The sequence below is a fragment of the Mariniflexile sp. genome (genome assembly GCF_041583155.1).
Taxonomy (GTDB): Bacteria; Bacteroidota; Bacteroidia; order Flavobacteriales; family Flavobacteriaceae; genus Mariniflexile.
On the sequence record NZ_JBFHGK010000010.1, the window covers coordinates 71,837 to 97,552 of the forward strand.

Annotated in this window: 25 protein-coding genes; 11 read left to right on the plus strand and 14 right to left on the minus strand. The window is 33.9% G+C overall.

Annotation, left to right across the window (positions count from 1 at the left end):
• Position 1: 1 nt before the first annotated feature.
• On the plus strand, positions 2 to 577 hold the full coding sequence (locus ABYI63_RS05600; protein ID WP_372754317.1) for an electron transport complex protein RnfA: 576 nt from the start codon (positions 2 to 4) through the stop codon (positions 575 to 577).
• 311 nt (positions 578 to 888) lie between these two features.
• Positions 889 to 2,937, plus strand: a complete 2,049-nt coding sequence (locus ABYI63_RS05605; protein WP_372754319.1) for a M13 family metallopeptidase — start codon at positions 889 to 891, stop codon at positions 2,935 to 2,937.
• A 76-nt stretch (positions 2,938 to 3,013) separates the two neighbouring features.
• Here the strand turns inward: ABYI63_RS05605 and ABYI63_RS05610 are convergent, their stop codons facing one another.
• Entirely contained in the window at positions 3,014 to 4,027 is a 1,014-nt protein-coding gene (locus ABYI63_RS05610; protein WP_372754321.1) for a 2-oxoacid:ferredoxin oxidoreductase subunit beta, read from the minus strand.
• 2 nt (positions 4,028 to 4,029) lie between these two features.
• The gene (locus ABYI63_RS05615) at positions 4,030 to 5,886 is read right to left on the minus strand and encodes a 2-oxoacid:acceptor oxidoreductase subunit alpha (protein WP_372754323.1); all 1,857 of its coding nucleotides are present in this window, start codon (positions 5,884 to 5,886) and stop codon (positions 4,030 to 4,032) included.
• A 157-nt stretch (positions 5,887 to 6,043) separates the two neighbouring features.
• Here ABYI63_RS05615 and ABYI63_RS05620 point away from each other — a divergent pair, with 157 nt between their 5' ends.
• From ABYI63_RS05620 to ABYI63_RS05630, 3 genes are all read left to right on the plus strand, one after another.
• Positions 6,044 to 6,394 carry a 4Fe-4S dicluster domain-containing protein gene (locus tag ABYI63_RS05620; RefSeq protein ID WP_372754325.1) on the plus strand — a complete coding sequence of 117 codons (351 nt, stop codon included), beginning with the start codon at positions 6,044 to 6,046 and terminating at the stop codon, positions 6,392 to 6,394.
• A gap of 377 nt (positions 6,395 to 6,771) precedes the next feature.
• Positions 6,772 to 10,302 (plus strand): pyruvate:ferredoxin (flavodoxin) oxidoreductase, encoded by a 3,531-nt coding sequence (nifJ, locus tag ABYI63_RS05625; RefSeq protein ID WP_372754327.1) that lies wholly within the window; start codon positions 6,772 to 6,774, stop codon positions 10,300 to 10,302.
• A gap of 85 nt (positions 10,303 to 10,387) precedes the next feature.
• Positions 10,388 to 10,762: a HEPN domain-containing protein gene (locus tag ABYI63_RS05630; protein WP_372754329.1), complete on the plus strand. Its 375-nt coding sequence runs from the start codon at positions 10,388 to 10,390 to the stop codon at positions 10,760 to 10,762.
• A gap of 115 nt (positions 10,763 to 10,877) precedes the next feature.
• Here ABYI63_RS05630 and ABYI63_RS05635 read toward each other — a convergent pair whose 3' ends face one another.
• From ABYI63_RS05635 to trmB, 5 genes are all read right to left on the minus strand, one after another.
• Complete coding sequence (locus tag ABYI63_RS05635; RefSeq protein WP_372754331.1) at positions 10,878 to 11,123, minus strand: NifU family protein; 246 nt, start codon at positions 11,121 to 11,123, stop codon at positions 10,878 to 10,880.
• Complete coding sequence (locus tag ABYI63_RS05640; RefSeq protein WP_372754333.1) at positions 11,124 to 12,263, minus strand: P-loop NTPase; 1,140 nt, start codon at positions 12,261 to 12,263, stop codon at positions 11,124 to 11,126. It abuts the gene before it with no gap.
• Positions 12,264 to 12,472: 209 nt separating this feature from the next.
• Entirely contained in the window at positions 12,473 to 12,802 is a 330-nt protein-coding gene (locus ABYI63_RS05645; protein WP_372754335.1) for an MGMT family protein, read from the minus strand.
• Positions 12,803 to 12,805: 3 nt separating this feature from the next.
• Positions 12,806 to 13,435: a lysine transporter LysE gene (locus ABYI63_RS05650; RefSeq protein WP_372754337.1), complete on the minus strand. Its 630-nt coding sequence runs from the start codon at positions 13,433 to 13,435 to the stop codon at positions 12,806 to 12,808.
• A 2-nt stretch (positions 13,436 to 13,437) separates the two neighbouring features.
• Positions 13,438 to 14,112: a tRNA (guanosine(46)-N7)-methyltransferase TrmB gene (gene trmB / locus ABYI63_RS05655; RefSeq protein WP_372754339.1), complete on the minus strand. Its 675-nt coding sequence runs from the start codon at positions 14,110 to 14,112 to the stop codon at positions 13,438 to 13,440.
• 242 nt (positions 14,113 to 14,354) lie between these two features.
• Between trmB and ABYI63_RS05660 the strand changes: the two genes are divergently transcribed.
• Positions 14,355 to 15,401, plus strand: coding sequence for a glycosyltransferase (locus tag ABYI63_RS05660; RefSeq protein ID WP_372754341.1), 1,047 nt, complete (start codon positions 14,355 to 14,357; stop codon positions 15,399 to 15,401).
• Here ABYI63_RS05660 and ABYI63_RS05665 read toward each other — a convergent pair.
• Together ABYI63_RS05665 and ABYI63_RS05670 are read right to left on the minus strand one after the other, a co-directional pair.
• Positions 15,384 to 16,427, minus strand: a complete 1,044-nt coding sequence (locus ABYI63_RS05665) for a sensor histidine kinase (protein ID WP_372754343.1) — start codon at positions 16,425 to 16,427, stop codon at positions 15,384 to 15,386. The genes ABYI63_RS05660 and ABYI63_RS05665 overlap by 18 nt on opposite strands.
• Positions 16,427 to 17,107, minus strand: coding sequence for a response regulator transcription factor (locus ABYI63_RS05670; protein WP_372754345.1), 681 nt, complete (start codon positions 17,105 to 17,107; stop codon positions 16,427 to 16,429). Before ABYI63_RS05670 ends, ABYI63_RS05665 begins: the two co-directional genes overlap by 1 nt.
• Positions 17,108 to 17,319: 212 nt before the next feature.
• Between ABYI63_RS05670 and ABYI63_RS05675 the strand changes: the two genes are divergently transcribed.
• Positions 17,320 to 17,661 carry a T9SS type A sorting domain-containing protein gene (locus ABYI63_RS05675; protein ID WP_372754347.1) on the plus strand — a complete coding sequence of 114 codons (342 nt, stop codon included), beginning with the start codon at positions 17,320 to 17,322 and terminating at the stop codon, positions 17,659 to 17,661.
• A gap of 72 nt (positions 17,662 to 17,733) precedes the next feature.
• Positions 17,734 to 18,714, plus strand: a complete 981-nt coding sequence (locus ABYI63_RS05680) for an acyl transferase (protein ID WP_372754350.1) — start codon at positions 17,734 to 17,736, stop codon at positions 18,712 to 18,714.
• Positions 18,715 to 18,847: 133 nt separating this feature from the next.
• Here ABYI63_RS05680 and tyrS read toward each other — a convergent pair whose 3' ends face one another.
• The gene (gene tyrS / locus ABYI63_RS05685) at positions 18,848 to 20,143 is read right to left on the minus strand and encodes a tyrosine--tRNA ligase (RefSeq protein ID WP_372754352.1); all 1,296 of its coding nucleotides are present in this window, start codon (positions 20,141 to 20,143) and stop codon (positions 18,848 to 18,850) included.
• Between the two features lie 168 nt (positions 20,144 to 20,311).
• On the opposite strand from tyrS, the gene ABYI63_RS05690 reads away from it, so the two are divergent.
• Complete coding sequence (locus ABYI63_RS05690; RefSeq protein WP_372754354.1) at positions 20,312 to 21,319, plus strand: NAD-dependent epimerase/dehydratase family protein; 1,008 nt, start codon at positions 20,312 to 20,314, stop codon at positions 21,317 to 21,319.
• Here the strand turns inward: ABYI63_RS05690 and ABYI63_RS05695 are convergent.
• The 3 genes from ABYI63_RS05695 to ABYI63_RS05705 are packed head-to-tail and all read right to left on the minus strand — an operon-like array spanning position 21,279 to position 23,905.
• The gene (locus tag ABYI63_RS05695; RefSeq protein ID WP_372754357.1) at positions 21,279 to 21,785 is read right to left on the minus strand and encodes a DUF4296 domain-containing protein; all 507 of its coding nucleotides are present in this window, start codon (positions 21,783 to 21,785) and stop codon (positions 21,279 to 21,281) included. The two genes, ABYI63_RS05690 and ABYI63_RS05695, sit on opposite strands and share 41 nt — an antisense overlap.
• A 41-nt stretch (positions 21,786 to 21,826) precedes the next feature.
• Positions 21,827 to 23,173, minus strand: a complete 1,347-nt coding sequence (locus ABYI63_RS05700; RefSeq protein WP_372754359.1) for a dihydroorotase — start codon at positions 23,171 to 23,173, stop codon at positions 21,827 to 21,829.
• A 9-nt stretch (positions 23,174 to 23,182) separates the two neighbouring features.
• Positions 23,183 to 23,905, minus strand: coding sequence for a polyprenol monophosphomannose synthase (locus ABYI63_RS05705; RefSeq protein ID WP_372754361.1), 723 nt, complete (start codon positions 23,903 to 23,905; stop codon positions 23,183 to 23,185).
• A 122-nt stretch (positions 23,906 to 24,027) separates the two neighbouring features.
• On the opposite strand from ABYI63_RS05705, the gene ABYI63_RS05710 reads away from it, so the two are divergent.
• Complete coding sequence (locus tag ABYI63_RS05710) at positions 24,028 to 24,675, plus strand: DUF4271 domain-containing protein (RefSeq protein WP_372754363.1); 648 nt, start codon at positions 24,028 to 24,030, stop codon at positions 24,673 to 24,675.
• 21 nt (positions 24,676 to 24,696) lie between these two features.
• Positions 24,697 to 25,446, plus strand: a complete 750-nt coding sequence (locus tag ABYI63_RS05715) for a uroporphyrinogen-III synthase (protein ID WP_372754365.1) — start codon at positions 24,697 to 24,699, stop codon at positions 25,444 to 25,446.
• A gap of 151 nt (positions 25,447 to 25,597) precedes the next feature.
• Here ABYI63_RS05715 and ABYI63_RS05720 read toward each other — a convergent pair.
• The coding region (locus ABYI63_RS05720) for a transposase (RefSeq protein ID WP_372754367.1) at positions 25,598 to 25,716 on the minus strand (119 nt) is incomplete at its 5' end.

The following is a 25,716-nucleotide window of genomic DNA, read 5'->3' on the forward strand; positions in this document are numbered from 1 at the left end:
AATGGATTATGTAATTATCATTATAGCAGCCGTTTTTGTAAACAATATTGTTTTATCTCAATTTTTAGGAATTTGTCCGTTTCTGGGTGTTTCCAATAAAGTTTCTACATCGGTAGGTATGTCTGGAGCCGTATTGTTCGTTATGACGATAGCTACCACAGTAACCTACCTCCTACACGAGTATGTTTTAATACCTGCAGGATTGGATTATTTAAGAACAATATCCTTCATTTTAGTAATTGCAGCTTTGGTTCAAATGGTTGAAATTATTCTTAAAAAAGTAAGTCCACCATTATATCAGGCCTTAGGTGTTTTTCTTCCATTAATTACAACCAATTGTGCCGTTTTAGGAGTTGCTATTTTAGCCTTAGGATTAGATAACAGCAGCCTTTTAAAAGCTGTATTTTTCGCAATTTCAAACTCCGTTGGTTTTGCATTAGCGCTAATCGTTTTTGCCAGTATTAGAGAACAATTAGAACTTGCAAATATTCCTGAAGGCATGAAAGGAGTACCTATTAACTTATTAGTTGCCGGACTTTTATCATTAGCATTTTTAGGATTTACTGGGCTAGTATAATTTTTAAAGACTGATTTTATTTTGTCTTCTAATAGAAATATTAAATCTTCCTGTTTTTTAGATTCTGCCATGATTTAATGATTCTAATTAATAAAACTCACCTTAACAAGAGGTTATAATCTAATCATGTGTTTTAAATTCATTCTTTACCTATAAAAAGGAATTAATACAACGTAACCTAAAGTTACTCCTCTTAAAAATTGCATTTTTTGCACCAAATCAGCCAAAACAACTATTATAGTTATGTTAAAAGCGCCATTTTAACATAATTAAAAAATAAATTTGCAAAAAACTAAAACAACAGAAATACTATGATTTCAAAAACTACTAAAATTTTTATGGTTTTGATTACTGCCTTAAGCCTTAATCAAAGCTATGCACAACAAAAAGGGGTTGGAATAGATTTATCCTTGATGGACACCTCCGTTAGTCCAAAAGATGATTTTTTCAATTTTGTAAATGGCACTTGGCTAAAAAACACCGAGATTCCGGCAGATAGAACACGTTGGGGAAGTTTTGATGAATTGAGAAAAAAAACAGATGCAGATGCCCTAGCTATTTTAGAAGAAGCTTCTAAAAACCCACAATATAAATCGGATACCGATCAAGGTAAAGCTATCAATTTGTATAAATCCATCATGGATACTGTGGCAAGGAATAAGGCAGGTATTACCCCCTTAAAACCTTATCTTGCTAAAATTGATGCAGTAAAAAATGTAACAGATTTACAAAATCTAGCCATTGAAATGGCTTCCAAAGGCGGTATTGGATTTTTTGGAATAGGTGTTGGAACGGATGCCAAAAACAGTTCTAAAAACGTTATTTATGTTGGTCCCGGAAGTTTAGGATTACCTGATAAAGATTATTATGTATCCAAAGATGCCGATTCTAAAGAGAAGCGTGAAAAATATGTGTTACACATAGCACGTATGCTGCAATTTATTGGAGAAAAACCAAAAGTTGCCAAAAAGAATGCTGAGAAAATTTTGGCTTTAGAAACTGAAATGTCTAAACCAAGATTAGACCGTGTTGAACGCAGAGACAGAAGAAAATCGTACAATCCAATGACGATTGCCGATTTGCAGAAAATGACAAACGCTATCGATTGGGAAAAGCAAATTACTAGTATTGGGTTGCCAATTGTAGATACTTTAATAGTGTCTCAACCAAAGTATATGGACGCTTTACAACAAATTCTAACAGCAAACAAAATTGAGGACTGGAAAGCCTATATGCGTTGGACCCTACTTAATAAAGCAGCCGATAATTTATCAACAGATTTAGAAAAAGCTAACTGGGATTTTTATAGTAAAACCCTAAGCGGTGCCATCAAACAACGCCCAAGAGATGAAGGGGCGCTTCAAGTTATTAATGGTGCAACTGGCGAGGCTTTAGGAAAATTATATGTTGAAAAAATGTTCCCAGCGGAAGCTAAAGAAAAAGCACAAAACATGATTAAAAACGTTATCCGTGCTTATGAAGCTAGAATTAACAATTTAACTTGGATGTCGGCAGACACAAAGAAAAGTGCTATTGAGAAGCTAAATAAAATGACCATTAAAATTGGATACCCTGATAAATGGAAAGACTATTCAGCTTTAACCATTATAAGTCCGGAAGAAGGCGGTACGTATTTTGATAATTCCTTATTAATTTCAGAGTGGAGTTTCAAAAGAAATATCGAAAAATTAAATAAGCCTGTTGATAAAACAGAATGGGGTATGTCGCCTCAAACAGTGAATGCGTATTTCAACCCTTCAAATAATGAAATCGTTTTCCCAGCAGCTATCCTGCAACCTCCTTTTTATGATTACAATGCAGACGAAGCCGTAAATTACGGTGGTATTGGAGCCGTAATTGGACATGAAATCTCGCACGGTTTTGATGATTCAGGGTCTCGATATAATGCCGATGGAAATCTTATAAACTGGTGGACTGAAGAAGATTTAACTCAATTTACAGCACTAGGTACAGCCTTAGCTGATCAATATTCAGCTTTAGAACCAATACCAGGAATTAAGGTAGATGGTAAATTTACTTTAGGTGAAAACATAGGAGATCTTGGTGGCATCAATGCTGCATATGATGGATTGCAACTATATTTAAAAGAAAACGGCAACCCTGGATTAATTGATGGTTTTACTCCAGAACAACGTTTATTTATTTCTTGGGCAACCATTTGGAGAAGTAAAATGCGTGATGAAGCCATTAAAAATCAAGTAAAAACGGATCCACATTCTCCTGCAATGTATCGTGGTTATGTGCCTTTATTAAACTTGGAAACGTTCCATAAAGCGTTTGATATAAAACCAGGCGATGGTATGTATGTTGCCCCAGAAAAAAGAGTTTTAATTTGGTAAGATTAAAATAAAAGACAAAAACCTCAAGAAATTCTTGAGGTTTTTTTTATAAAACAATCTGCCATTTACAATTTATTTATTTCACTTGATACGTTTCACCAGAGAAAAACAAATCATCTGTTTTTGTAAATTTAGAATTCGCCTTTACTTGCTTAGTTAAGTTGTCTTCACGCTCTTCTAATGTTACATCATCAAAACTTCTAATAATTCCGGTAACTAAGGGGTATTCCAAACGCACTAACATTTGATGTAAGGTTGGGTCTTTCTCTTTAGCATCATGAACTAAAATATCGTCTTCAGTATAGCCATCTTCGCCTATAGAAACCACTACCAATTTCAACCCACTTAATATCAAACCTTTATCTTTACACTTTCCAAAAATCATGGGTTTTCCATGTTCAACATACAACTGTTTATCTTCCCTAATGTTTTTATCGGTATATCTAGTAAAGCAACCTTCATTAAAAATAACACAATTCTGTAATACCTCAACCAAGGATGTTCCGTTAAATTTTTCAGCTTCAATAAATATTTCTGTCATTTCTCGCGGGGTATTCCCTCCTATTCTAGCAAAAAATCGCGCTTGCGCTCCTATAGCTAATTCACCTGGATGAAACGGTGGTTGGGTATTTCCGTAAGGCGATGATTTTGTTTTTTGACCAACCATAGATGTTGGCGAAAACTGACCTTTGGTTAAACCGTAAATTTGATTATTAAAAAGGATTATGTTTAAATCGATATTTCTTCGAAGTACATGTATAAAATGATTTCCGCCAATAGCCATAGAGTCGCCATCGCCCGTAATTACCCATACACTTAAATTTGGATTTGCCAATTTAACTCCCGATGCTATAGCTGGCGCTCTACCATGAATGCCATGCATCCCATACGTATCCATGTAATAAGGAAAGCGCGATGAGCAACCAATTCCTGAAATAAAAACGACATCTTCTTTTTTTACCCCCATTTCTGGAAGTGCTTTTTGCATGGATCGTAGGATAACATAATCATCACAACCAGGACACCATCTTACTTCTTGGTCGCTTGCAAAATCTTTAAACGTATATCTTTCTGTAGCTGTTGTTTCCATAATCAGTTTACTAATTGTTTAAATTTTTCTACTAACTCCAAGTTTCCAAATGGTAGGCCTTGTATTTTATTATATTGCAATAAACCAGTTATGTTAGTATTCATTTTTAGAATGTTTACAAATTGCCCGTTATTTAACTCGCAAACCACAACCTTTTTAAATTTACTCAAAACGGCTTCTGTATTTTTTGGCAATGGGTTAATGTATTGAAAATGAGCAAAACCTATATTTTTATAACCTTGACTATTTAATTGTTTTACTGCTGAATGCAAACTACCATAAGTGCCTCCCCACCCTACAACCAACAAGTCTCCCGAATCGGCAAATTCAGTTTGTAATTCAGGTATATAATTTTGTACACGCTTAATTTTTTCGGCCCTAATTTTAGTCATGAATTCATGATTTTCAGGTACATGAGATACGTTCCCTGTAATTTTATCCTTTTCTAAACCTCCAATGCGGTGTTCCAAACCATAGGTTCCGGGAATTGCCCAATTACGAGCCAAAGTTTCTTCATTTCTATCGTAAGGGTGCCAGTTTTCTTTTACTTCGGTAACTTTATTATTTTTAATTTCTGGCATTTCTGCCACTGTTTTTATTTTCCATGGTTCAGAACCATTAGCAATATAGCCATCTGTTAACAGCACCACAGGCGTCATATGCTCCAAAGCCAGTTTTGCCGCCTGATAGGCATAATTAAAACAATCGGATGGTGTACTTGCCGCCAACACTATTACAGGGCTTTCACCATTTCTACCATACATGGCCTGCATAAGATCGGATTGTTCTGTTTTTGTAGGCAACCCTGTAGATGGGCCCCCACGTTGTACGTTTACTACAACTAAAGGTAATTCTACCATCATAGCCAAGCCTAATGCTTCACTCTTTAATGCTAGTCCTGGACCAGATGTTGTAGTAATAGCTAAATCACCAGCAAATGACGCCCCAATTGCCGATGTTACTCCTGCAATCTCGTCTTCTGCCTGAAAGGCTTTTACACCAAAATGTTTGTGTTTTACCAGCTCATGTAAAATATCCGTTGCTGGAGTAATTGGGTAGGACCCTAAAAATAATTCTAAACCCGATTTCTCGGCGGCTGCTAAAAAGCCCCAGGCTGTTGCTTTGTTTCCTCCAATAATTCGGTAGGTACCTGGTTCCATTTTAGCTGGTAAAATGGTGTAAGAATTTGGTATAAGCTCTAAAGTTTCGGCATAAAAATATCCAGCATTTAATACTCTACTATTTAATTCAATTATAAGAGGATTCGATTTAAATTTCTTATTGAAGAAATCAATGGTGTGTTCGGGAGACCGATCGTACATCCAATACACAATACCCAAAGCAAACATATTTTTACTTCGAGTAACACTTTTATTGTCTAGATTATCTAGATCCTTCAAAGCTTCCTTCGTTAATGAAGACATAGGAACTTCTATAACCCGATAATTATTTAAACTTCCATCTTTAAGCGGATTACTTTTATATTGCGCTTTTTCTAAGTTTTTAGTAGTGAATGAATCCGCATCTACAATAATAGTATGACCTGGTTTCACTGCATATAAATTGGTTTTTAAACCCGCAGGATTCATAGCTACAAGTAAATCAACATCATCGCCGGGTGTACTAATCTCCACACTACCTATATGAACCTGAAAACCTGAAACGCCATAAAGACTTCCTTGAGGCGCTCTAATTTCCGACGGATAATTAGGGAAGGTAGCAATGTCGTTTCCAAACATGGCAGAGGTATCGGAAAACTGCGTTCCTGTTAACTGCATGCCATCTCCGGAATCTCCTACAAAGCGAATCACGACCGCTTCTAATTCTTCTGGTAGCACTTTTAATTTTTCTAATAACATAAAAAGCGTATTAATTAATTGAAAATGAGCCTATTTAAATAAATAGGGATACTTTCAAATTTAATTCTACTTTTTATTTTTAAATATGACTTTTGTCATTTGTAGGAAGTTAGAATAAACCTAATATTGTTGTGTACTTTATTAAAAAATCAATTTTATGGCTATTATTATAACAGAAGAATGCATCAACTGCGATGCTTGTATCGCAGAATGTCCAAATAATGCAATTTACGAACCAAGCCAAGAATGGGCTTATGCAGATGAAACTGCTTTAAGTGGTATGGTAAAAACGCCAAGCGGAAAAGAAGTAGATGCAGATGAAATGAACAACCCAATCTCTCAGGAATTTTATTACATAGTGCCAGATAAATGTACTGAATGTAAAGGATTCCACGATGAACCACAATGTGCATCTGTATGTCCGGTTGACTGCTGTGTTCCTGATGAAAATCATGTTGAAAGCGAAGACGCTTTATTAGAAAAGAAAGCTTGGTTACACGCAGAGTAACTCTTTAAAAAAACTGCAAAACAATATTTACAATTCATTTTGTTGTATATTTATCAAGGTTTCGTGGGTTAAAAAACTTTGAAAAAATATACTTTTGAGAATGAGGTCTTCGGTAATTTTGAAGACCTCATTTTTTTTTACACCTATTCATTATATATAATCAATGTGTTTTATGAAGAAAATAAATAAAGAGGCTCCATCATTTATTTATTGTAATAAATAACATCCAACACGTAGATTCAATTCCTACCAAAAATATTCAATTGCCTCATTTTAAATCACATTACCTGATATAAATCATATATTTTAATGTATATAGTTACTAATTTTCACACTTCTAATATCAAATAAATTCGACTTTAACTTAATATTTTATCATGAAAAAAGAATTTAAGAAACTAATATGTGATGGCAACGAGGCAGTGGCTATTATAGCTCATAAAACCAATGAGGTTTGTGCTATCTACCCTATTACGCCTTCGTCTCCTATGGGAGAGCACGCAGAACTTTACAGCTCGAAAGGCAAAACAAATATTTGGAATAATACGCCTCGAATTGTGGAAATGCAAAGTGAAGGTGGGGCCGCAGGAGCCGTTCATGGTTCTTTACAAGCTGGTGCTTTAACTACAACTTTTACAGCTTCCCAAGGGTTATTGTTAATGATTCCTAATATGTATAAAATCGCAGGTGAATTATTGCCATGCGTAATACACGTAGCTGCAAGAACAATTGCAACGCATGCACTATCCATTTTTGGAGATCATTCCGACGTTATGGCTTGTCGTCAAACTGGATTCGCTATGTTATTTGGTGGTTCCGTACAAGAAGCCCATGATTTTGCATTGATATCGCAAGTAGCAACTTTAAAATCAAGAGTACCATTTTTAAATATTTTCGATGGTTTTAGAACTTCTCATGAAATTTCTAAAATAGATGGAATTCCAGACGATGTTATCAAATCAATGATGCCTGAAGCCGAAGTAATGGCACATAGAAAAAGATCATTGGATCCCGACAATCCTGTTTTGCGAGGGTCTACTCAAAATCCTGATGTATTTTTCCAAGCCAGAGAAGCTTGTAACCCTTTTTATGATAAAGTACCAGGAATCGTTCAAAAAACTATGGACGAGTTCTTCGAACATACTGGTCGTCGATACAATTTATTTGATTACTTAGGCCACCCAGAAGCAGAACGTGTTATTATTATCATGGGATCAGCCGAAGGCCCAGTAAAAGAAGCATTGGAAGTGATGTTAGCCGACGGCGAAAAAGTGGGTGTTATTTTTGTTCGTTTATTCAAACCATTCTCTATTGCTGCATTTGTTGAAGTTTTACCAGAAACAGTAACTAAAATAGCTGTTTTAGATAGAACTAAAGAGCCAGGAAGCGTTGGCGACCCACTTTACTTGGATATTGTTGCGGCACTTAATGAAAGTGAAAGAGAGATGCCTACTGTAGTTGCTGGACGATACGGATTGTCATCAAAAGAATTTACCCCAGCAATGGTTAAAGGAATTTATGACGAATTATTAAATAAAAAACCTAAAAACCACTTCACTATTGGAATTAATGATGATGTGACCTTTACTAGTTTATATTACGATCCATCATTTGAAACCAAAACTAAAACCATTAACTGTATGTTTTATGGTTTAGGTTCCGATGGAACCGTAGGGGCAAATAAAAACTCCATTAAAATTATTGGTGAAACCACTGATAATTATGTGCAGGGTTACTTTGTGTACGATTCTAAAAAAGCAGGAGCTCAAACCATTTCGCATTTACGTTTTGGTCCAGACCCAATTCACTCAAATTATTTAGTAGATAAAGCCGATTTCATCGCCAGTCATAAATTTAATTTCATAGAGAAATTTGATATGATTTCCGAATTAAAACATGGCGGAACGTTCTTATTGAATTCGCCATATTCCAAAGATGAAATATGGGATATATTACCTGCTGAAATTCAAAAAGGAATCATCCAAAAAGAAGCTAAATTTTATGTGATTGATGCGACTCAAGTGGCGCACGATGCCAAATTAGGAAAACGCGCCAATACTGTTTTACAAACCTGCTTCTTCGCTATTTCTGGTATTCTTCCAAGAGAGGAAGCTATTCAAAAAATTAAAGATGCCATTGTAAAATCGTATTCTCATAAAGGAGAAAAAGTGGTTAAAATGAATTTTAATGCCGTTGATAAAGCATTAGAAAATTTATTCCAAGTAGATTATCCTAAAGTATTAACAAGCGAAAAAGAATTATCATCAGCCATGAGAAATGCGCCAGATGGTTTCGTTACTGATGTTTTAGAAAAAATATTAGCTGGATTTGGAGATGAACTTCCTGTAAGTGCCTTTACAGTGGATGGCACCTTCCCAACAGGAACTACTCAATACGAAAAAAGTGGAATTGCCGATTTTATTCCTGTTTGGGACGACGCAGATTTATGTACACAATGTAACAAATGTGTTGCCATTTGTCCTCACGCAGCAATTCGATCTAAAGTAGTTTCTAACGAGGATATTGCTAGTTTCCCAACCTCTTTAAAAAGAGCAGCAGCTATAGGACGACCATTCTCTAAAGAAAATGATTCCTATGTTTTACAAGTTTCTCCTGAAGATTGTACAGGTTGTGATCTTTGTGTGGCCATTTGTCCTGCAGTTTCTAAAGAGAAGGACAACTTCAAAGCTATTAATATGCATAAGAAAATTGAAGTTGATGCAGAAGAAAACGTTAATTGGGATTATTTTGTTAACCTGCCATATAACGACAGAACTGCGTTGCAAATTACCAACCTAAAAGGCTCGCAATTCTTAGAACCATTATTTGAGTTCTCTGGGGCTTGTTCAGGTTGTGGTGAAACACCTTATATAAAAATGATTACGCAGTTGTATGGCGATAGCATTATGATTGCCAATGCAACAGGATGTTCTTCTATTTATGGTGGTAATTTACCAACAACACCTTACAAGAAGAATGAATTCGGTAGAGGTCCAGCTTGGGCAAATTCATTGTTTGAAGACAATGCTGAGTTTGGCTTAGGCATGAAACTTGCACTTACCAAAAAACAAGAAATAGCGGTAGATTTATTAAAATCGTTAGAACCGTTAGTTGGAAGTGAATTAGTTAATAATATTTTAAACAATCCTGAAGCAACAGAAATTGAAAAAGCTAAAAAACATGCTGATATTGCCGAACTTAAGAAATCATTAGAAATCATTAATAACGAAGATGCTCTTAAATTAAACCAATTAACTGAATATTTACGTAAAAAAGCCGTTTGGATATTTGGTGGAGACGGATGGGCATATGATATAGGTTACGGTGGTGTAGATCACGTATTATCAACAGGAGAAGATATAAATATTTTGGTAATGGATACCGAGGTTTATTCAAACACTGGAGGTCAGGCATCAAAATCGACTCCACTAGGAGCTAGTGCTAAATTTACCATTGGCGGTAAAAAGACCAGCAAAAAGAGCATGGCTTTACAAGCAATTTCTTATGGAAATGTATACGTTGCTCAAATAGCAATGGGAGCCAAGGACATGCAAACACTTAGAGCAATTCAAGAAGCTGCGGCATATCCTGGTCCATCTTTAATTATTGCCTACGCACACTGTGGTGAGCATGGTTACGAATTGAAACACGCAATTTCACAACAAGAAAAAGCTGTAGATTCTGGATATTGGCCGCTATTTAGATTTGATCCTTCTAAACCAAAAGGAAAACGTTTCAGCATGGATTCTAAAGCACCAAGCATCCCATTAAGCGACTTTATGTATAACGAAGCTCGTTTTAACAGGGTGGTAAAAGAAAATGCAACTTTAGGAGCCGAATTATTAAATCAAGCTCAAGATGAAGTTCATTCTAAATGGGAACGTTTAGAATTATACAGAGATATGTAAATACATATTAATTAACAAATAAAAGTAGTGTTTCTCCATGCTATAATTTTGTAGCATGGAGGGCTCTAAATTAAAATCACACATTATGGACAAAGAACCCATTGACTATTTTGTAAATGCAGCAAAGAAACTGAATGATGCAAACAAAGAACTATATAAACCTAAAGAAGATATTGTATCCTTCCTTGTTTGTAAAAATTCACAATTTGCTATTGAAAATTATTTAAGAGGTTATCTCTTAAAAAATGGTGTAAACCATGAGAAATACACAACTATTAATAGTCTTTATGAGCAGTGCAAAAAAATAAATAAAAATTTTAGTAAATTAAACTTGGTAGATTTTAAATGTCAATCACAGAATACCGATTTAAAATTTTGTAATGAAGTTTCAATAGTAAGCAAATGTTTTGACGTGGCGAATAACCTAGACACACTACTTAGACAAGAAAGAATTATTTAAGAATAAATTTGTTTACACTTCAAAAAAAGGCAAACATATCAACAAATAAAACAGCCTTTAAATTGAATTACAAAAATTCAATTTAAAGGCTGTTTTTATAAAATTCAATAGGTAATTATGACTGTATATTAATTACACGCTCTATTTGAGGTGCGTACTTTTTTATTGTCATTTCAACACCCGATTTTAGTGTCATTTGGTTAACACTGCATCCAACGCATGCACCTTGTAACTGTACTTTTACTAAAGTATCATTCTCTTCAATAGATAATAATGAAATATCACCGCCATCACTTTGTAAAAACGGACGAATTTCTTCTAAGGCTTTTTCAACATTATCTCTTATTTCTTCTGACGTCATTTATTTATTATTAACTGTTGAACATCCTGCCATTGTTGTAATTTTAATAGCTTCGGTTGGGGGTAAACTTTCATTACGCTTTACTACTTCTTGCACTACATTTTGTGTTAATTTCTCAAAGGCTTGCTCTAAAGGCGTACCTGTTTGCAATGCTGCTGGACGACCTACATCACCAGCTTCCCTGATACTCTGAACTAATGGTATTTCACCTAAAAATGGAATATTTAAATCCTCAGCTAAGTTTTTCGCACCTTCCTTTCCAAAAATATAGTATTTATTTTCTGGTAATTCCGCAGGTGTAAAATAGGCCATATTTTCAATGATTCCTAAAACAGGAACATCAATACTTTCTTGTTGGAACATCGCAACTCCTTTTTTAGCATCGGCTAAAGCTACATTTTGAGGAGTACTTACCACCACTGCTCCGGTAATAGGTAAAGACTGCATAATGCTTAAATGAATATCGCCAGTTCCAGGAGGTAAATCAATTAGCAGAAAATCAATCTCACCCCAATGTGCATCAAAAATCATTTGATTTAAAGCTTTCGCCGCCATAGGACCTCGCCAAACAACCGCTTGGTTTGGTTGCGTAAAAAACCCAATAGAAAGGACTTTTACATCATAATTTTCAACAGGTTTCATTTTAGACTTCCCATCAATGGTTACTGCAAGCGGTCTTTCAGCTTCTACATCAAACATAATTGGAATAGATGGCCCGTAAATATCGGCATCCAAAACCCCAACTTTAAAACCCATTTTCGCCAAAGAAACAGCCAAATTAGAAGTTACTGTAGATTTTCCAACACCACCTTTACCTGAAGCCACAGCTATAATATTTTGAATTCCAGGAATAGGATTTCCTTTTATTACGTTTACTTTTGGTTTTTCTGGAGCATCAACTGTTACGTTTACTTTTATTTTTGCTTTTTCGTAAACCAGTTCATGTATTGTTTTTAAAATATCAACTTCAGTACGTTTTTTTGCTTGTAAACTAGGGTTTGTAATGGTAATATCAACAATTACCTCATCTCCAAAAGTGATTACGTTTTTTACGGCACCACTTTCTACCATGTTTTGCCCTTCACCCGCCACTGTAATAGTTTCTAGCGCTTTAAGTATATCTTGTTTATTAAGCTTCATTTTTATATGTAATAGACCTGATTTATAAGGTGTTAAACAAAAGACTAAACTCCTATAAATCTAATTAAATTTAATTTTATTAAGAATCATTCTAATCCACAAATATAGTCAATAAAGACTGAAGACAAATGACTTAAGTTATAAGTTTTTATGATAATATTTTGTATGAGATAATGGAATGATTGAATATTTAATTGAAAAATAAATATTTATAATTCTTTTGAAGGATCCCAATAAACAATTTCAAAATTTTGAATTTGATTGTTTACCACCTCAACACCTTCACTTTCCAATAACTGTTGCATCAAGTTAGTTCCTTCAAAATGATGTTTACCCGTTAATAAACCTTTACGATTTACAACCCGGTGGGCAGGCACCTCTTTATTATGAGACCCATTCATTGCGTAACCAACCATACGTGCACTACGTGCTGCACCCAAATAACATGCAATTGCTCCATAACTAGTTACACGACCGTAGGGAATCTGTTTTACAACTTCATAAACTTTATCAAAAAAACTAAGCGTTTCCTGCTTCATTTCCTACATTTCTTTAATAATATTGATTAATGTTATTATGGAAATAATAGCTGTGATACTACCAATAAGATAGTTCATACTTTTTTGAGATGTAATGGATTTACCTTTTATTTTGTCGAAGAAAAACATATAAATATAAAGCATTACAAAGGTACCCATAGCTGCACCAGCTACATAAGAGATGATACTAATCTGGCTAAAATCTAATAAATTAAATGATGCCAACGTAATGGTCATATAAGCCTGATAAGGAATTGGAAATATATTAATGCTTGACAAAAACACACCTTGAAAAAATCTGCCTTTTTTACTCCATCGCGCGGGTTCTTCAACTTCCACAGGCTCCTTTTTAGCGATAAATAAAAAGTATATGGTGATAAGTACAAAAATAACGAATGCAACGCGTTGAAGCACATCTACAATCTCTAAATGATTACTCAATTGCCTAGCAAAAATGGCCGCCAAATATGTTTGTGCTATAACAACAATACAAACCCCAATTGAAAACATAACACCTCTTACAGGTCCTTCCTTTAAGCTTATTTTAGCAGCCGTCATGTTTAGCAATCCTGGTGGAATTACACCAAGCAAAGCCACTATTAAGCCTAATAAAAAGATAACTGTTATGTCCAAACTTATTTTATTTTAAACTTAATATAAGTTATTGGTTTGTTTAGTTCTAAATACTGCGATTCGTAAAAAGTTTGTATACTAGTTACTTCCTCTGGACTTCCTTCTTGTTTATATACATTATGATTAGCATATAAAACCTCATGCCCTGCACCATGTAATAACCCCAGCGTGTAACCATGCATAAACTCGCTATCGGTTTTAAGGTTTACCACACCATCTGCTTTTAAAATGGTTTTGTAACGCTTTAAAAACTCAGCATTGGTCATACGATGCTTCGTTCGTTTGTATTTAATTTGTGGATCCGGAAAGGTTATCCAGATTTCATCTACCTCTGCTTCTGCAAAGGCATGATCTATTAATTCAATTTGCGTACGTAAGAAGGCAACATTAGAAATATTTTCTTCTACTGCCGTTTTGGCTCCTCGCCAAAAACGAGCCCCTTTAATGTCGATTCCTATAAAATTTTTGTTAGGATACTTTTTTGCCAAGGCTACCGAATACTCTCCTTTACCACAACCTAACTCCAATACTAAGGGGTTATCATTTTTAAACACCTCTTTATTCCATTGGCCTTTTAATGGGTATTCGCTATTTACCAACTCATCCCTTGTTGGTTGGTATACATTATTAAAGGTTTCATTCTCTCTAAATCGTCTCTGTTTATTCTTGCTTCCCACGGGTAATTTTTAAAATAATTTGGTAAAATTAAGGAAATATAACTAAGCACATATATTCTTATCTTTGAATTTACTTTAAAGTTGCGTTAGGGATTGCAGCGATATCCTTTTTAAAAGTGGACTGGAAGACACCATTCGATGGCATTTTTTTACTGATTACCACATAATATTTATTGAAATTCACCTTTTAAAAAGATAAAGCGAAAAGCCCGACCCTTGTGGTAACGCCATAATAAATACAGATGAAAAAACGCATTTTAGTAGCGCCTTTAAACTGGGGACTGGGTCATGCAACACGCTCTATCCCGATTATAAAGGCCTTAATTTTACAGAATTTTGAGCCTGTTATTGCTAGTGATGGCGCTGCTTTAATGCTTTTAAAAAAAGAGTTTCCGGAATTATGCTTTTTTGAATTACCATCATACAACATCACTTATACAAAAAACGGTAAGTTTTTAAAATTCAAACTTCTTTTAAACTCCCTGAACGTTGCAAATGCTATTAAAGCTGAAAGAGAAGTAACAAAAAGGATTGTAGACAAACAGGGAATTTCAGGCATCATTTCAGATAACCGATTAGGTGTTTATAGTAATAAAGTTCCTTCCGTTTATGTAACACATCAATTAAAAGTTTTAAGTGGCAACACCACATGGATTAGCACTAAAGCACATAGAAAATTTATACAAAATTTTGATGTTTGTTGGGTTCCAGACGTTGAGGGACCTATTAATTTAAGCGGACAGCTGGGGCATCCTAAAACTTACAAAATCGCTACCAAGTATATTGGACCGTTAAGTCGGTTTGAAAAGAAAACTACAACCACATTGAATACCTTGCTTGTTGTACTTTCAGGCCCCGAACCACAACGTAAGTTATTAGAAAACAAACTTCTAGCTGAATTAAAACACTATTCGGGCAGCATTATTTTTATAAAAGGTATAATGGAACAAGAGCAAACCAAACAAGTTTCAAACAACATAACCATATATAATTTTATGACCTCTGCCCAACTAGAAAAAACAATAAATGAAAGTGATTTGGTTATTTGCAGGTCTGGTTATACAACTATTATGGATTTGGCAAAACTAAACAAAAAAGCTTTTTTTATACCAACACCTGGACAGTTTGAACAGGAATACTTAGCAAAACGTTTAACGGAATTGAAACTAGCACCTAGTTGTAAACAAGATGAATTTTCTATAGACCAACTTAAAAAGACTGCAGATTTTGAAGGCTTACAATCGTTAGATTTTGAAACCGATTTTAAAACCTTATTTAGCCTTTTCTAAGGTAAACGAAAACTCACTACCTACACCAAATTCGCTTTCCACATAAATCTTCTCATTATGCGCTTCTATAATGTGCTTTACTATGGAAAGCCCTAAGCCAGAGCCACCTTCTTTACGAGAGCCACTTTTATCTACCCTATAAAAACGCTCGAACAAACGTTTATGGTGAGTTTTCTCGATGCCTTCTCCATTATCGGTTACTCTAACAATAACCTTATTTTTTATTAGGTTTTCAATACTCACTTCGGTGGTGCCTTTTTCACGTCCGTATTTAATAGAATTCACCACTAAATTTGCTAAAACCTGCTGAATGCGTTCTTTGTCTGCCTTCACCATGATTGGTTTTGGGTAAATAATATCGTAAGTAAGGGTTATTTTCTTCTTGTTTGCCTTCATTTCAAGCATATCGAACACATTCTTAACTAACTCTACAATATCAAAGGTTTCAATATTTAAACTTAAATCACCAACCTCTAGTTTGGTAATCATATCTAAATCTTTAATAATGTATCCTAGGCGTTCTACACCTTTACTTGCGCGCTCTAAATATTTCTCCCTTAAATTTTTGTCATCCATGGCGCCATCAAGCAACGTAAGTATATACCCTTGAACCGTAAACAAAGGTGTTTTTAATTCGTGAGATACGTTGCCTAAAAATTCTTTTCTATACTGTTCTCGAACTTTAAGGGTTTCTATTTCAATTTTTTTATCGCGTGCAAACTTATCAATTTCTTGAGTTAGCGTTTGCATATCGGTAGTAATAGTTCCTTTATTGATACTTGTGGATTCTAGCAGTGTAAGGTCGTCGTATATTTTTTTAACGCGCCGGTATATAAAGCGCTCTACACGAAATTGAACAATAGCAAAAGAAAAAAGACATGTTACAACTGCAAACAACAAGATATGCCAAACAGTTGGCTGGTAAAAACTGTATAAAAAAACACTCAATAAGAGCGTTATGAATACAGTAATATAGAGCGCTGTTTTTATCGCAAAATGATAAGACTTTTTAAATTTTGGCTGCATTAATCTACAAACTTATAGCCAACTCCTTTTATTGTTTTAAAACTATCATCTCCAATCTTTTCTCGCAGTTTACGGATATGTACATCAATCGTTCTTCCTCCAACTACAACTTCGTTACCCCAAACAGCATCAAGAATTTCATCGCGCTTAAAAACTTTTCCTGGTTTTGACGCCAATAAAGATAGTAATTCAAATTCTTTTCTAGGTAAAATTATTTCTTTGCCTTTTGACGTTATTTTATATTCATCGCGATTTATCTCTAAACTTCCTATTTTGAATGAATCGGCAACATCTTCTTCTTTAAATCGACGTAGTAAAGCTTTTACTTTGCTTACCAAAACCTTTGGCTTAATAGGTTTGGTAATATAATCATCAGCGCCTGCATCAAAACCTGCAACTTGCGAGTAGTCTTCACCCCTTGCGGTTAAAAACACCACTAATGTATTTTGCAAATCGGGATTTTTTCTGATAAGTTCACAAGCTTCAATACCATCCATTTCTGGCATCATAACGTCTATGATAATCAAATTAGGCAGTTCTTTTTTTGCTTTCTTAACACCTTCAATGCCATTTTCAGCCGTAATAATCTGGTAGCCTTCACTTGATAAATTATAACCAACTATTTCTAAAATATCTGGTTCATCATCTACTAATAGTATTTTGATATCTTTATTTTTCATCACTAAAAACAACGAAATTTCGTTTCGTTAAGTAAAGATAAAACTATTAACAATAATCCCTTGTAATTTTTGTAAGAATATAGCATTAATAACATTTAGGTAACAAACTGGATACCATAATTTAAACTTTCAACCAAAAACACCCATCTTTAACAATTTTTTGGCATCACTTTTGCGGATAATTAGTATCTTTATTCCGTTAAACAGAATTTATGAAGAAACACTACTATCTAATCTTCTTTTTTGCATTAGCTTTTTTTACTACCCAACTAGGGTTTAGTCAAAATAATGCTAACAGCAATTCTGTGCAGCAAAATATAGAAGATTTATCCATTTACCCTAACCCTATAAGTAACGGTAAAACCCATATATTTATTACATCAAGACGTAATTTTGCCAAAAAAATTGAGTTTTTCGATGTTTTAGGCAAACAAATATTCACAACAGTTCTTACTGGAAAAGAGTTAAACATTTCCAATTTGAACAAAGGGGTGTATATTTTGAAAATTACCGAAGATAATATAAGTGAAACCAGAAAATTAGTGATTAGGTAAAACGTAATCATTATTATAAATTTTAAACGTTACCTTTTGGTAGCGTTTTTTTATTTTATCTACTTTTGTTTTATGATTGACACAAACGCCATTTTTAATATAAAAACTGAAAATGAATTTAACGACTTAGCCTTAAAAGTTTTTAAATTTCAGTTTGAAAAAAATCGTGTATATCGTTCTTTTTGCGATTTATTATACAAACACCCTAGCGATGTAAATACAATTGATGACATCCCTTTTTTACCCATTCAGTTTTTTAAATCTCATGATGTTTTAAGTTCCAAAGAAGCTGTTCAAACTACTTTTACAAGCTCAGGAACCACTGGAAGTATAACAAGTAAACATTTAGTTACCAATTTGGAAATTTACCAAGAAAGCTTCCGAAAGGGGTTCATGCAATTTTATGGTGCGGTGGAAGAGTATGTTGTTTTAGCATTGCTTCCTTCGTATTTGGAACGTGAAGGTTCTTCATTAATTTATATGGTTGAAGATTTTATTAAACAATCCAATCATCCTGAAAGTGGATTTTATTTGAACAACCTTTTAGAACTTAAAGACACTCTAATTCGTTTAGATTCACAAGAAAAAAAAGTGCTACTTATTGGAGTTTCCTTTGCGTTATTAGATTTGATTGAAACACATCAATTTAACCTAAAACACAGTGTTATTATGGAAACAGGAGGTATGAAAGGACGTAGAAAAGAATTAATTCGAGAAGAATTGCACAAACAATTAAAACAAGGTTTTGGTGTTGAAGCGATACATAGTGAATATGGCATGACCGAATTATTAAGCCAAGGCTACTCTAAAGGTAACGGTGTTTTTAATTGCCCTAGTTGGATGCGTATTTTAACCCGAGATACGGAAGACGCCTTAAGCATTCTACCTAAAGGAAGGGCAGGCGGAATTAACGTGGTTGATTTAGCAAATATTAACTCCTGTTCGTTTATTGCTACTCAGGATTTAGGTCGGGTTTTCGAAAACCAGTCGTTTGAAATTATTGGCCGTTTTGATAATTCTGATATACGCGGCTGTAATTTAATGGTACTTTAAAAAAACGTATACTTGGGTGTAAGTTTACAAACAGTATAGCGACTAATACAATAACTATGAAAAAGAATAATTACTTTTTTTTGGTTGGTTGGTTATTTAATAAGCCTGATGTTCTCATCAGGCTTATCTTTTTTTATACCATTCTAAGAACAAAATAGTTCTTTTTACCACGTTGTAATAGTACAAATTTGTTGTTTATAAGGTCCGATGTCGTAATATTATAATCTTCTTGAACCTTTTCTTTATTCACAGAAATGGAGTTTTCCTTTAATGCTCTACGTGCCTCACCATTCGATTTTAAAAACCCTCCTTTTTCAGCCAGAGCTGCGATAATATTCAATCCGTTATCAACATCTTCTTTGGAAACATCTGTTAATGGCACACCATCAAAAACCTCTAAGAATGTTTTCTCGTTTAGTAGTTTCAAATCATCACCTGTAGAGTTTCCAAAAAGTATCTCACTGGCTTTAATAGCATTATCTAACTCCTCTTTAGAATGAACCATCGTGGTTATTTCTTCTGCCAAACGCTTTTGCAGTACACGTAAATGCGGTGCTTCATTATGCTCTTTAATTAAATTTTCAACTTCTTCACGAGTTAAGAAAGTAAAGATTTTAATATATTTTTCGGCATCAACATCGCTAGTATTTAACCAATATTGGTAAAATTTATAAGGCGAGGTTCTCTCGGCATCTAACCAAATATTGCCACCTTCTGTTTTACCAAATTTAGTGCCATCGGCTTTTGTAATTAACGGCCATGTTAGGGCGTATCCTTTTCCGGCATCAACTCTTCTTATTAATTCCGTACCTGTAGTGATATTTCCCCACTGGTCGCTTCCTCCCATTTGAAGCGTACATTGTTTATCTCTATATAAATGTAAAAAATCGTAACCTTGTACTAATTGGTATGTAAATTCGGTAAAACTCATTCCCACAGAAGACTCTGAAGACAAACGCTTTTTAACCGAATCTTTAGCCATCATATAATTTACAGTAATATGCTTTCCTACATCTCGTATAAATTCTAAGAATGAAAAATTCTTCATCCAATCGTAATTATTCACAATAAGAGCAGCATTTTCAGCGTCGCTATCAAAATCTAAAAAACGAGATAATTGTTCTTTAATAGCATTTTGATTGTGTCTAAGTATATCTTCAGTCAACAAATTACGCTCGGCCGATTTCCCTGAAGGATCACCAATCATACCCGTTGCACCTCCAACCAAGGCTATAGGTTTATGTCCTGATAATTGAAAATGTTTAAGTCCCATAACCCCTACCAAATGTCCAATGTGCAACGAATCGGCCGTAGGATCAATCCCCACATAAGCTAATCGCATGGCTTCCATTAAGTGTTCTTCAACACCCGGCATGCTATCTTGTATCATCCCACGCCATGTTAATTCTTCAACAAAATTCTTTATCATTATTCCTGTTTTTATTTAAACCAAGGCAAAGATAAAAATCAATGTATAATTCCTCCATTTTTAAACTTTAAATGTTCAAAAAATGACACAAATTAGGCCAGATAAAACTCAAATATGAAATCTACAGCCGAAAACTGCCGCTAAACTAAAATTTGCTATTTTTGAAACATGATTTTAGTAACAGGAGGTACTGGCTTGGTAGGTTCGCATTTACTTTACAAGCTTGCAAAAAATAAGGAAAGGGTTAGAGCCATTTATAGAAGCGAACACAAACTAGATTTAGTTAAGCAAGTTTTCGCAACATATACTGAAAACTACGAATCCCTCTTTAATACCATAGAATGGATTCAGGCAGATATTTTAGACATCCCTTCGTTAACCGAAGCTTTTAAAAATATATCTCATGTTTACCACTGTGCTGCATTTGTATCTTTTGAACCTAATAAATACCATTTTTTAAGAAAAACTAATATTGAAGGAACTGCCAATATTGTTAACTTTTGTATTTCAGAAAACATAAAAAAATTATGTTATGTAAGTTCCATTGCCACATTAGGAAAGCCAATTACTAACAAACAGATTACTGAAAAAACCGCTTGGAACCCCGAAGATGACAACAATGTTTACGCCATTACTAAATATGGTGCCGAAATGGAAGTTTGGCGCGGAACCCAAGAAGGTGTAAATGCCGTAATTGTAAATCCGGGGGTGATTTTGGGAGCTGGTATTTGGCAATATGGATCTGGAAGCTTATTTAAAAAAGCACATAAAGGTTTTAAATATTATACATCAGGTACCATTGGACTTATTGATGTAGCAGATGTTACTGCTATAATGATCACCCTTATGAATAGTGATATTACCAACGAAAATTTTGTTTTAGTAGCCGAAAACTGGACGTATAAACAGTTTTTACAGACCTTAGCGCAATCTGTTAATACAAAAAAACCTAAAAAATTAGCAAGCCCTATGTTGTTAAGCTTCGCTTGGAGATTGGATTGGTTGGTCCATAAACTAACAGGAAAACGTAGGCAACTTACAAAAAACCTGACCTCTTCATTAAAATCTGAGACCTATTATAGTAGCAACAAACTTAAAGTTACGTTGAACTTTGATTTTAAGTCTGTAGAAAAAACTATTTATGAAGTTGGCGCTCTTTATCAGAAACAGGTGTAATTAAAACAGCTTCGTTTTCATCCAACTTCTTCTTTTTTAATTCCTTTATTTTAATAAGCTCCTTTTTCTTATCAACTTTTAAAGTATCGCTTTTTAAAGTATCGTTCTCTTTTAAAGCGTTTATTGAATCTTCCTTTTGTTTCTTCAACTCTTTTTCTTCCTTGGCTTCCAAGGCCTTTAAATCCTTTTTAAGCTTCTCTAGGCTATCGGTTACCATAGTATATATTTCTTCGTATTCGCTTAAGTGGTAAGCATAGTAATTATTACTTTGTGCAAATTGCAAACTATCGATACCATATTTTTCAAAAACATAACTTTCAATTTTTAGTCCTCGGGCTTCCATGGCATTTTTGTTAGTAATAGTTGCCGACCCAATTAATTTGGCATCTATCAAAATTTTAACCATATCACTTTTAGAAATCAGGTTTTTTGGTTTATCAGGACCTCCAAACCCACAAGATATCATAAGCAATAGAATACAAAAAAATATGAGTTGTCTTTTAATCATTATCTAGTAAAAGTTAATCTTTTTGCTGTTTTAGCTTCACTAAATTTAGAATTTTGATACACTAAACCACCATTTACAAAGGTATGTGTAATTCTAGATTTGAAGGTTGTTCCTTCAAACGGCGACCAACCACATTTATACAATATATTTTCTTTTTTAACGGTCCATGGATTATTCAAATCAACTAAAACTAAATCGGCATAAAAACCTTCTTTTATAAAGCCACGTTTTTCAACTTGAAATAAAATAGCCGGATTATGACACATTTTTTCAACGATTTTCTCGATTGAAATTTTGCCTTTATGATGCATTTCCAGCATAGCTGGCAGCGCATGTTGCACTAACGGCCCACCTGAAGGCGCTTTGGTATATACGTTTTTCTTTTCTGCTGCGGTATGAGGCGCATGGTCTGTTGCAATAACATCAATCCTATCATCTAATAAAGCTTCCCAAAGTTGATCCCTGTCAGTCTCCGTTTTTACAGCAGGATTCCATTTAATTAAAGTGCCTTTTTTATCATAATCAGCATCAGTAAACCACAGATGATGAATGCAAACTTCAGCTGTAATTTTTTTGTCTTTTAAAGGAATTTTATTGCTAAATAAACTCGTTTCTTTTCCTGTAGATAAATGAAACACATGCAGTCTTGCACCTGTTTTTTCTGCTAATTTTATAGCTTTTGAAGAGGATAAATAACAAGCTTCTTCACTTCTAATGATGGGATGGTATTTTACAGGAATATCATCTCCAAATTTATCAAAATGTTCTTGAAAATTCTTTTGGATGGTTGCTTCATCTTCACAGTGAACCGAAATCAGCAACTTTGTACTTTTGAATATTTTTTCTAAGACTGCCGCGTCATCAACCAACATATTTCCTGTTGAAGACCCTAAAAACAATTTTAAACCAGCAACGTTATTGGCATCGACCTTTAAAATTTCATCTAAATTATCATTTGTACCACCAAACATAAACGAATAGTTGGCAGATGATGTTTTAGCTGCTATTTCAAATTTCTTCTCTAATTTTTCAATGGTTGTAGTTTGCGGATTGGTATTAGGCATTTCAATAAATGAGGTAATACCTCCAGCGATTGCTGCTCTTGATTCGGTTTCAATAGTCGCCTTTTCAGTTAACCCAGGCTCTCTAAAATGCACCTGATCATCAATGGCGCCTGGCAACAAATATTTCCCTTCTGCGTCAATTACAAACACATCCGAGGATTTTGCACTAATGGATTCGCTTATTTCTTTTATATACTCTCCTTCTATTAATATATCTCCATTAAAAATAACGCCTTCATTTACAATGTGTGCGTTTTTTATAAGTATTGTTTTTTGCTTCATAATTTGTGTCTACTTTTTAAATAAACTGTTTATTTTCATAGAAATAACACCAAAAATAGCTTCAGATATGATACCTGAACTTAATTTTGATTGACCTAAGGTTCTATCAGTAAAAATTACCGGCACTTCTACTATTTTAAATTTTTTCAAATATGCTTTAAATTTCATTTCAATTTGAAATGCATAACCTATAAATTTAATTTTATCCAAATTCAAAGTTTCCAATACAATGCGCTTGTAACAAACAAAACCAGCTGTAGTATCATGTATTTTCATACCTGTAATTATTCGCACGTAATGGGATGCAAAATACGACATTAAAACCCGACTCATAGGCCAATTTACAACATTTACACCTGTTGCGTAACGCGAACCAATAGACACATCGGCACCATCTGCATGGCAGGCATGGTGTAATTTAACTAAATCTTTTGGATCATGCGAAAAATCGGCATCCATTTCAAAAATATACTGGTAGTTTTTTTTTAAACTCCATTTAAACCCATGAATATAGGCCGTTCCTAATCCCGATTTCACCTCTCTTACTTCTAAAAACAACCTTTTCGGGAATTCTTTTTGAAGTTCCTGTACTTTTAATCCCGTAAAATCGGGTGAATTATCATCCACAACAAGCACATGTATGTCATCAGATTGAGAAAAAATCGCTCTAACGATAGCCTCAATATTCTCAATTTCATTGTACGTTGGAATGATAACAATCGTATCAGTCATGCTTTTCTTTTATTGAAAATTGTGTTTAATTTCAGCAAATGTACATTATTAGGCGTTTATTTATTTTAAATATTCCTTAATAATTAATCCACCATCTAATATTTTTATAATAATTTTACACTATGTTAAGGGAAACAATATCAAACGATTTTTTTACCATTTTATTAATGGCAGGCCTTTTTATTGTTGCTGCAGCAAAGGCTACCTCTCCCAAACGGTTTCATGATTTTACAACTGTTTTAGGAAACTCAAAGTACCTTAAAATTTATTCGAGAGAGCAAAAGTTTTTCGATAAATTTGACGCTTTACTCTTTACCAACCTTATCATTTCCGTTTCGCTTCTGGCTTTTATTTGCTATAAATTTTTCACAAAAAGCAATACCATATCACCAGAAATAATGTTTAAAATATCATTTGGCATCTGTATTTACATTTTAATAAAAGTACTTTTGGAACGGCTTATTGGTAGCCTTTTTGAAATGGATGATATGATAGACCAATATCTATTTCAAAAAATAAGCTATAAAAACTATTTGGGTATTGTACTAATTCCCATGAACGCTTTATTGCTGTACAGTTTTAAACCAACGTTAACCTTTTTTTACGTAACTGTTACCTTATTATTTATTGTAGTCTTAATAGGTCTTTTCACTTCTCTTAAAGCCCATCAAAATTTAATAAAATACAACTTCTTCTATTTTATTTTATATCTTTGCGCACTTGAAATCGCACCTTGTATAATTTTATACAAAGCAATCATTCCAAAATAGAATAACAAACGACTTGCGCTTATGAAAGTGAAAACCATTTTAGTATCTCAACCAGAACCTAAAATAGAAAACTCGCCTTACTTTGATTTAATAGAAAAACAAAAGGTAAAAATTGATTTCAGACCATTTATTCATGTTGAAGGCGTATCTGCAAAAGAAATAAGACAACAAAAAGTTGATTTAAATAATTACACTGCTATTATTTTAACTAGTAGAAATGCCATTGATCACTTTTTTAGAGTTGCAGAAGAAATGCGCTTTAAAGTACCAGATAGCATGAAATACTTCTGTTTATCTGAGGCCGTTGCTTTTTACCTTCAAAAATATGTGGTTTACAGAAAACGTAAAATTTATGTTGGTAAACGTACTTTTTCTGAGTTATCACCCCTTATTAAAAAATATAAAGACGAAAAGTTTTTGTTGCCAAATACAGATAAAGTTAATGACGAAGTGCCAACTGCTTTAGATGCCTTAGGTGTGAATTGGAAGCAAGCTATTTTTTATAAAACTGTTATTTCCGATTTATCTGATTTAGCTGATGTATATTATGATATTTTAGTATTCTTTAGCCCTTCGGGAATTGATTCTTTATTCCATAATTTCCCAGATTTTAAGCAAAACGATACACGAATAGCCGTATTTGGAGATACCACACTTAAAGCTGCTGAAGAAAAAGGCCTACGCATAGACATTGCAGCGCCTGCTCCAGAAACCCCGTCTATGACGATGGCTTTAGAAAAATACATTGAAAAAGTAAATAAAGCTAAATAAGCTTCATTAAAATTTATATCAAAAGCCCGATTTCTTTAAATCGGGCTTTTTTTTATTATAAAAAGAACTTGGATTTATAGGTTTTGGATTTTAATTTATAACAACCAACCACTTTTTTTGTAATATTATGGATCAATCTCAATTGTTGTGTTTATGCAAAAATTGTAATTAATCTGTAAAGAAAGAATTCTACATTTTTAACACCTCTAAACTGTGCCCTAAAGGCTTTAATTTTTGCATTGAATGCTTCGGCCGAAGCATTTGTACTTC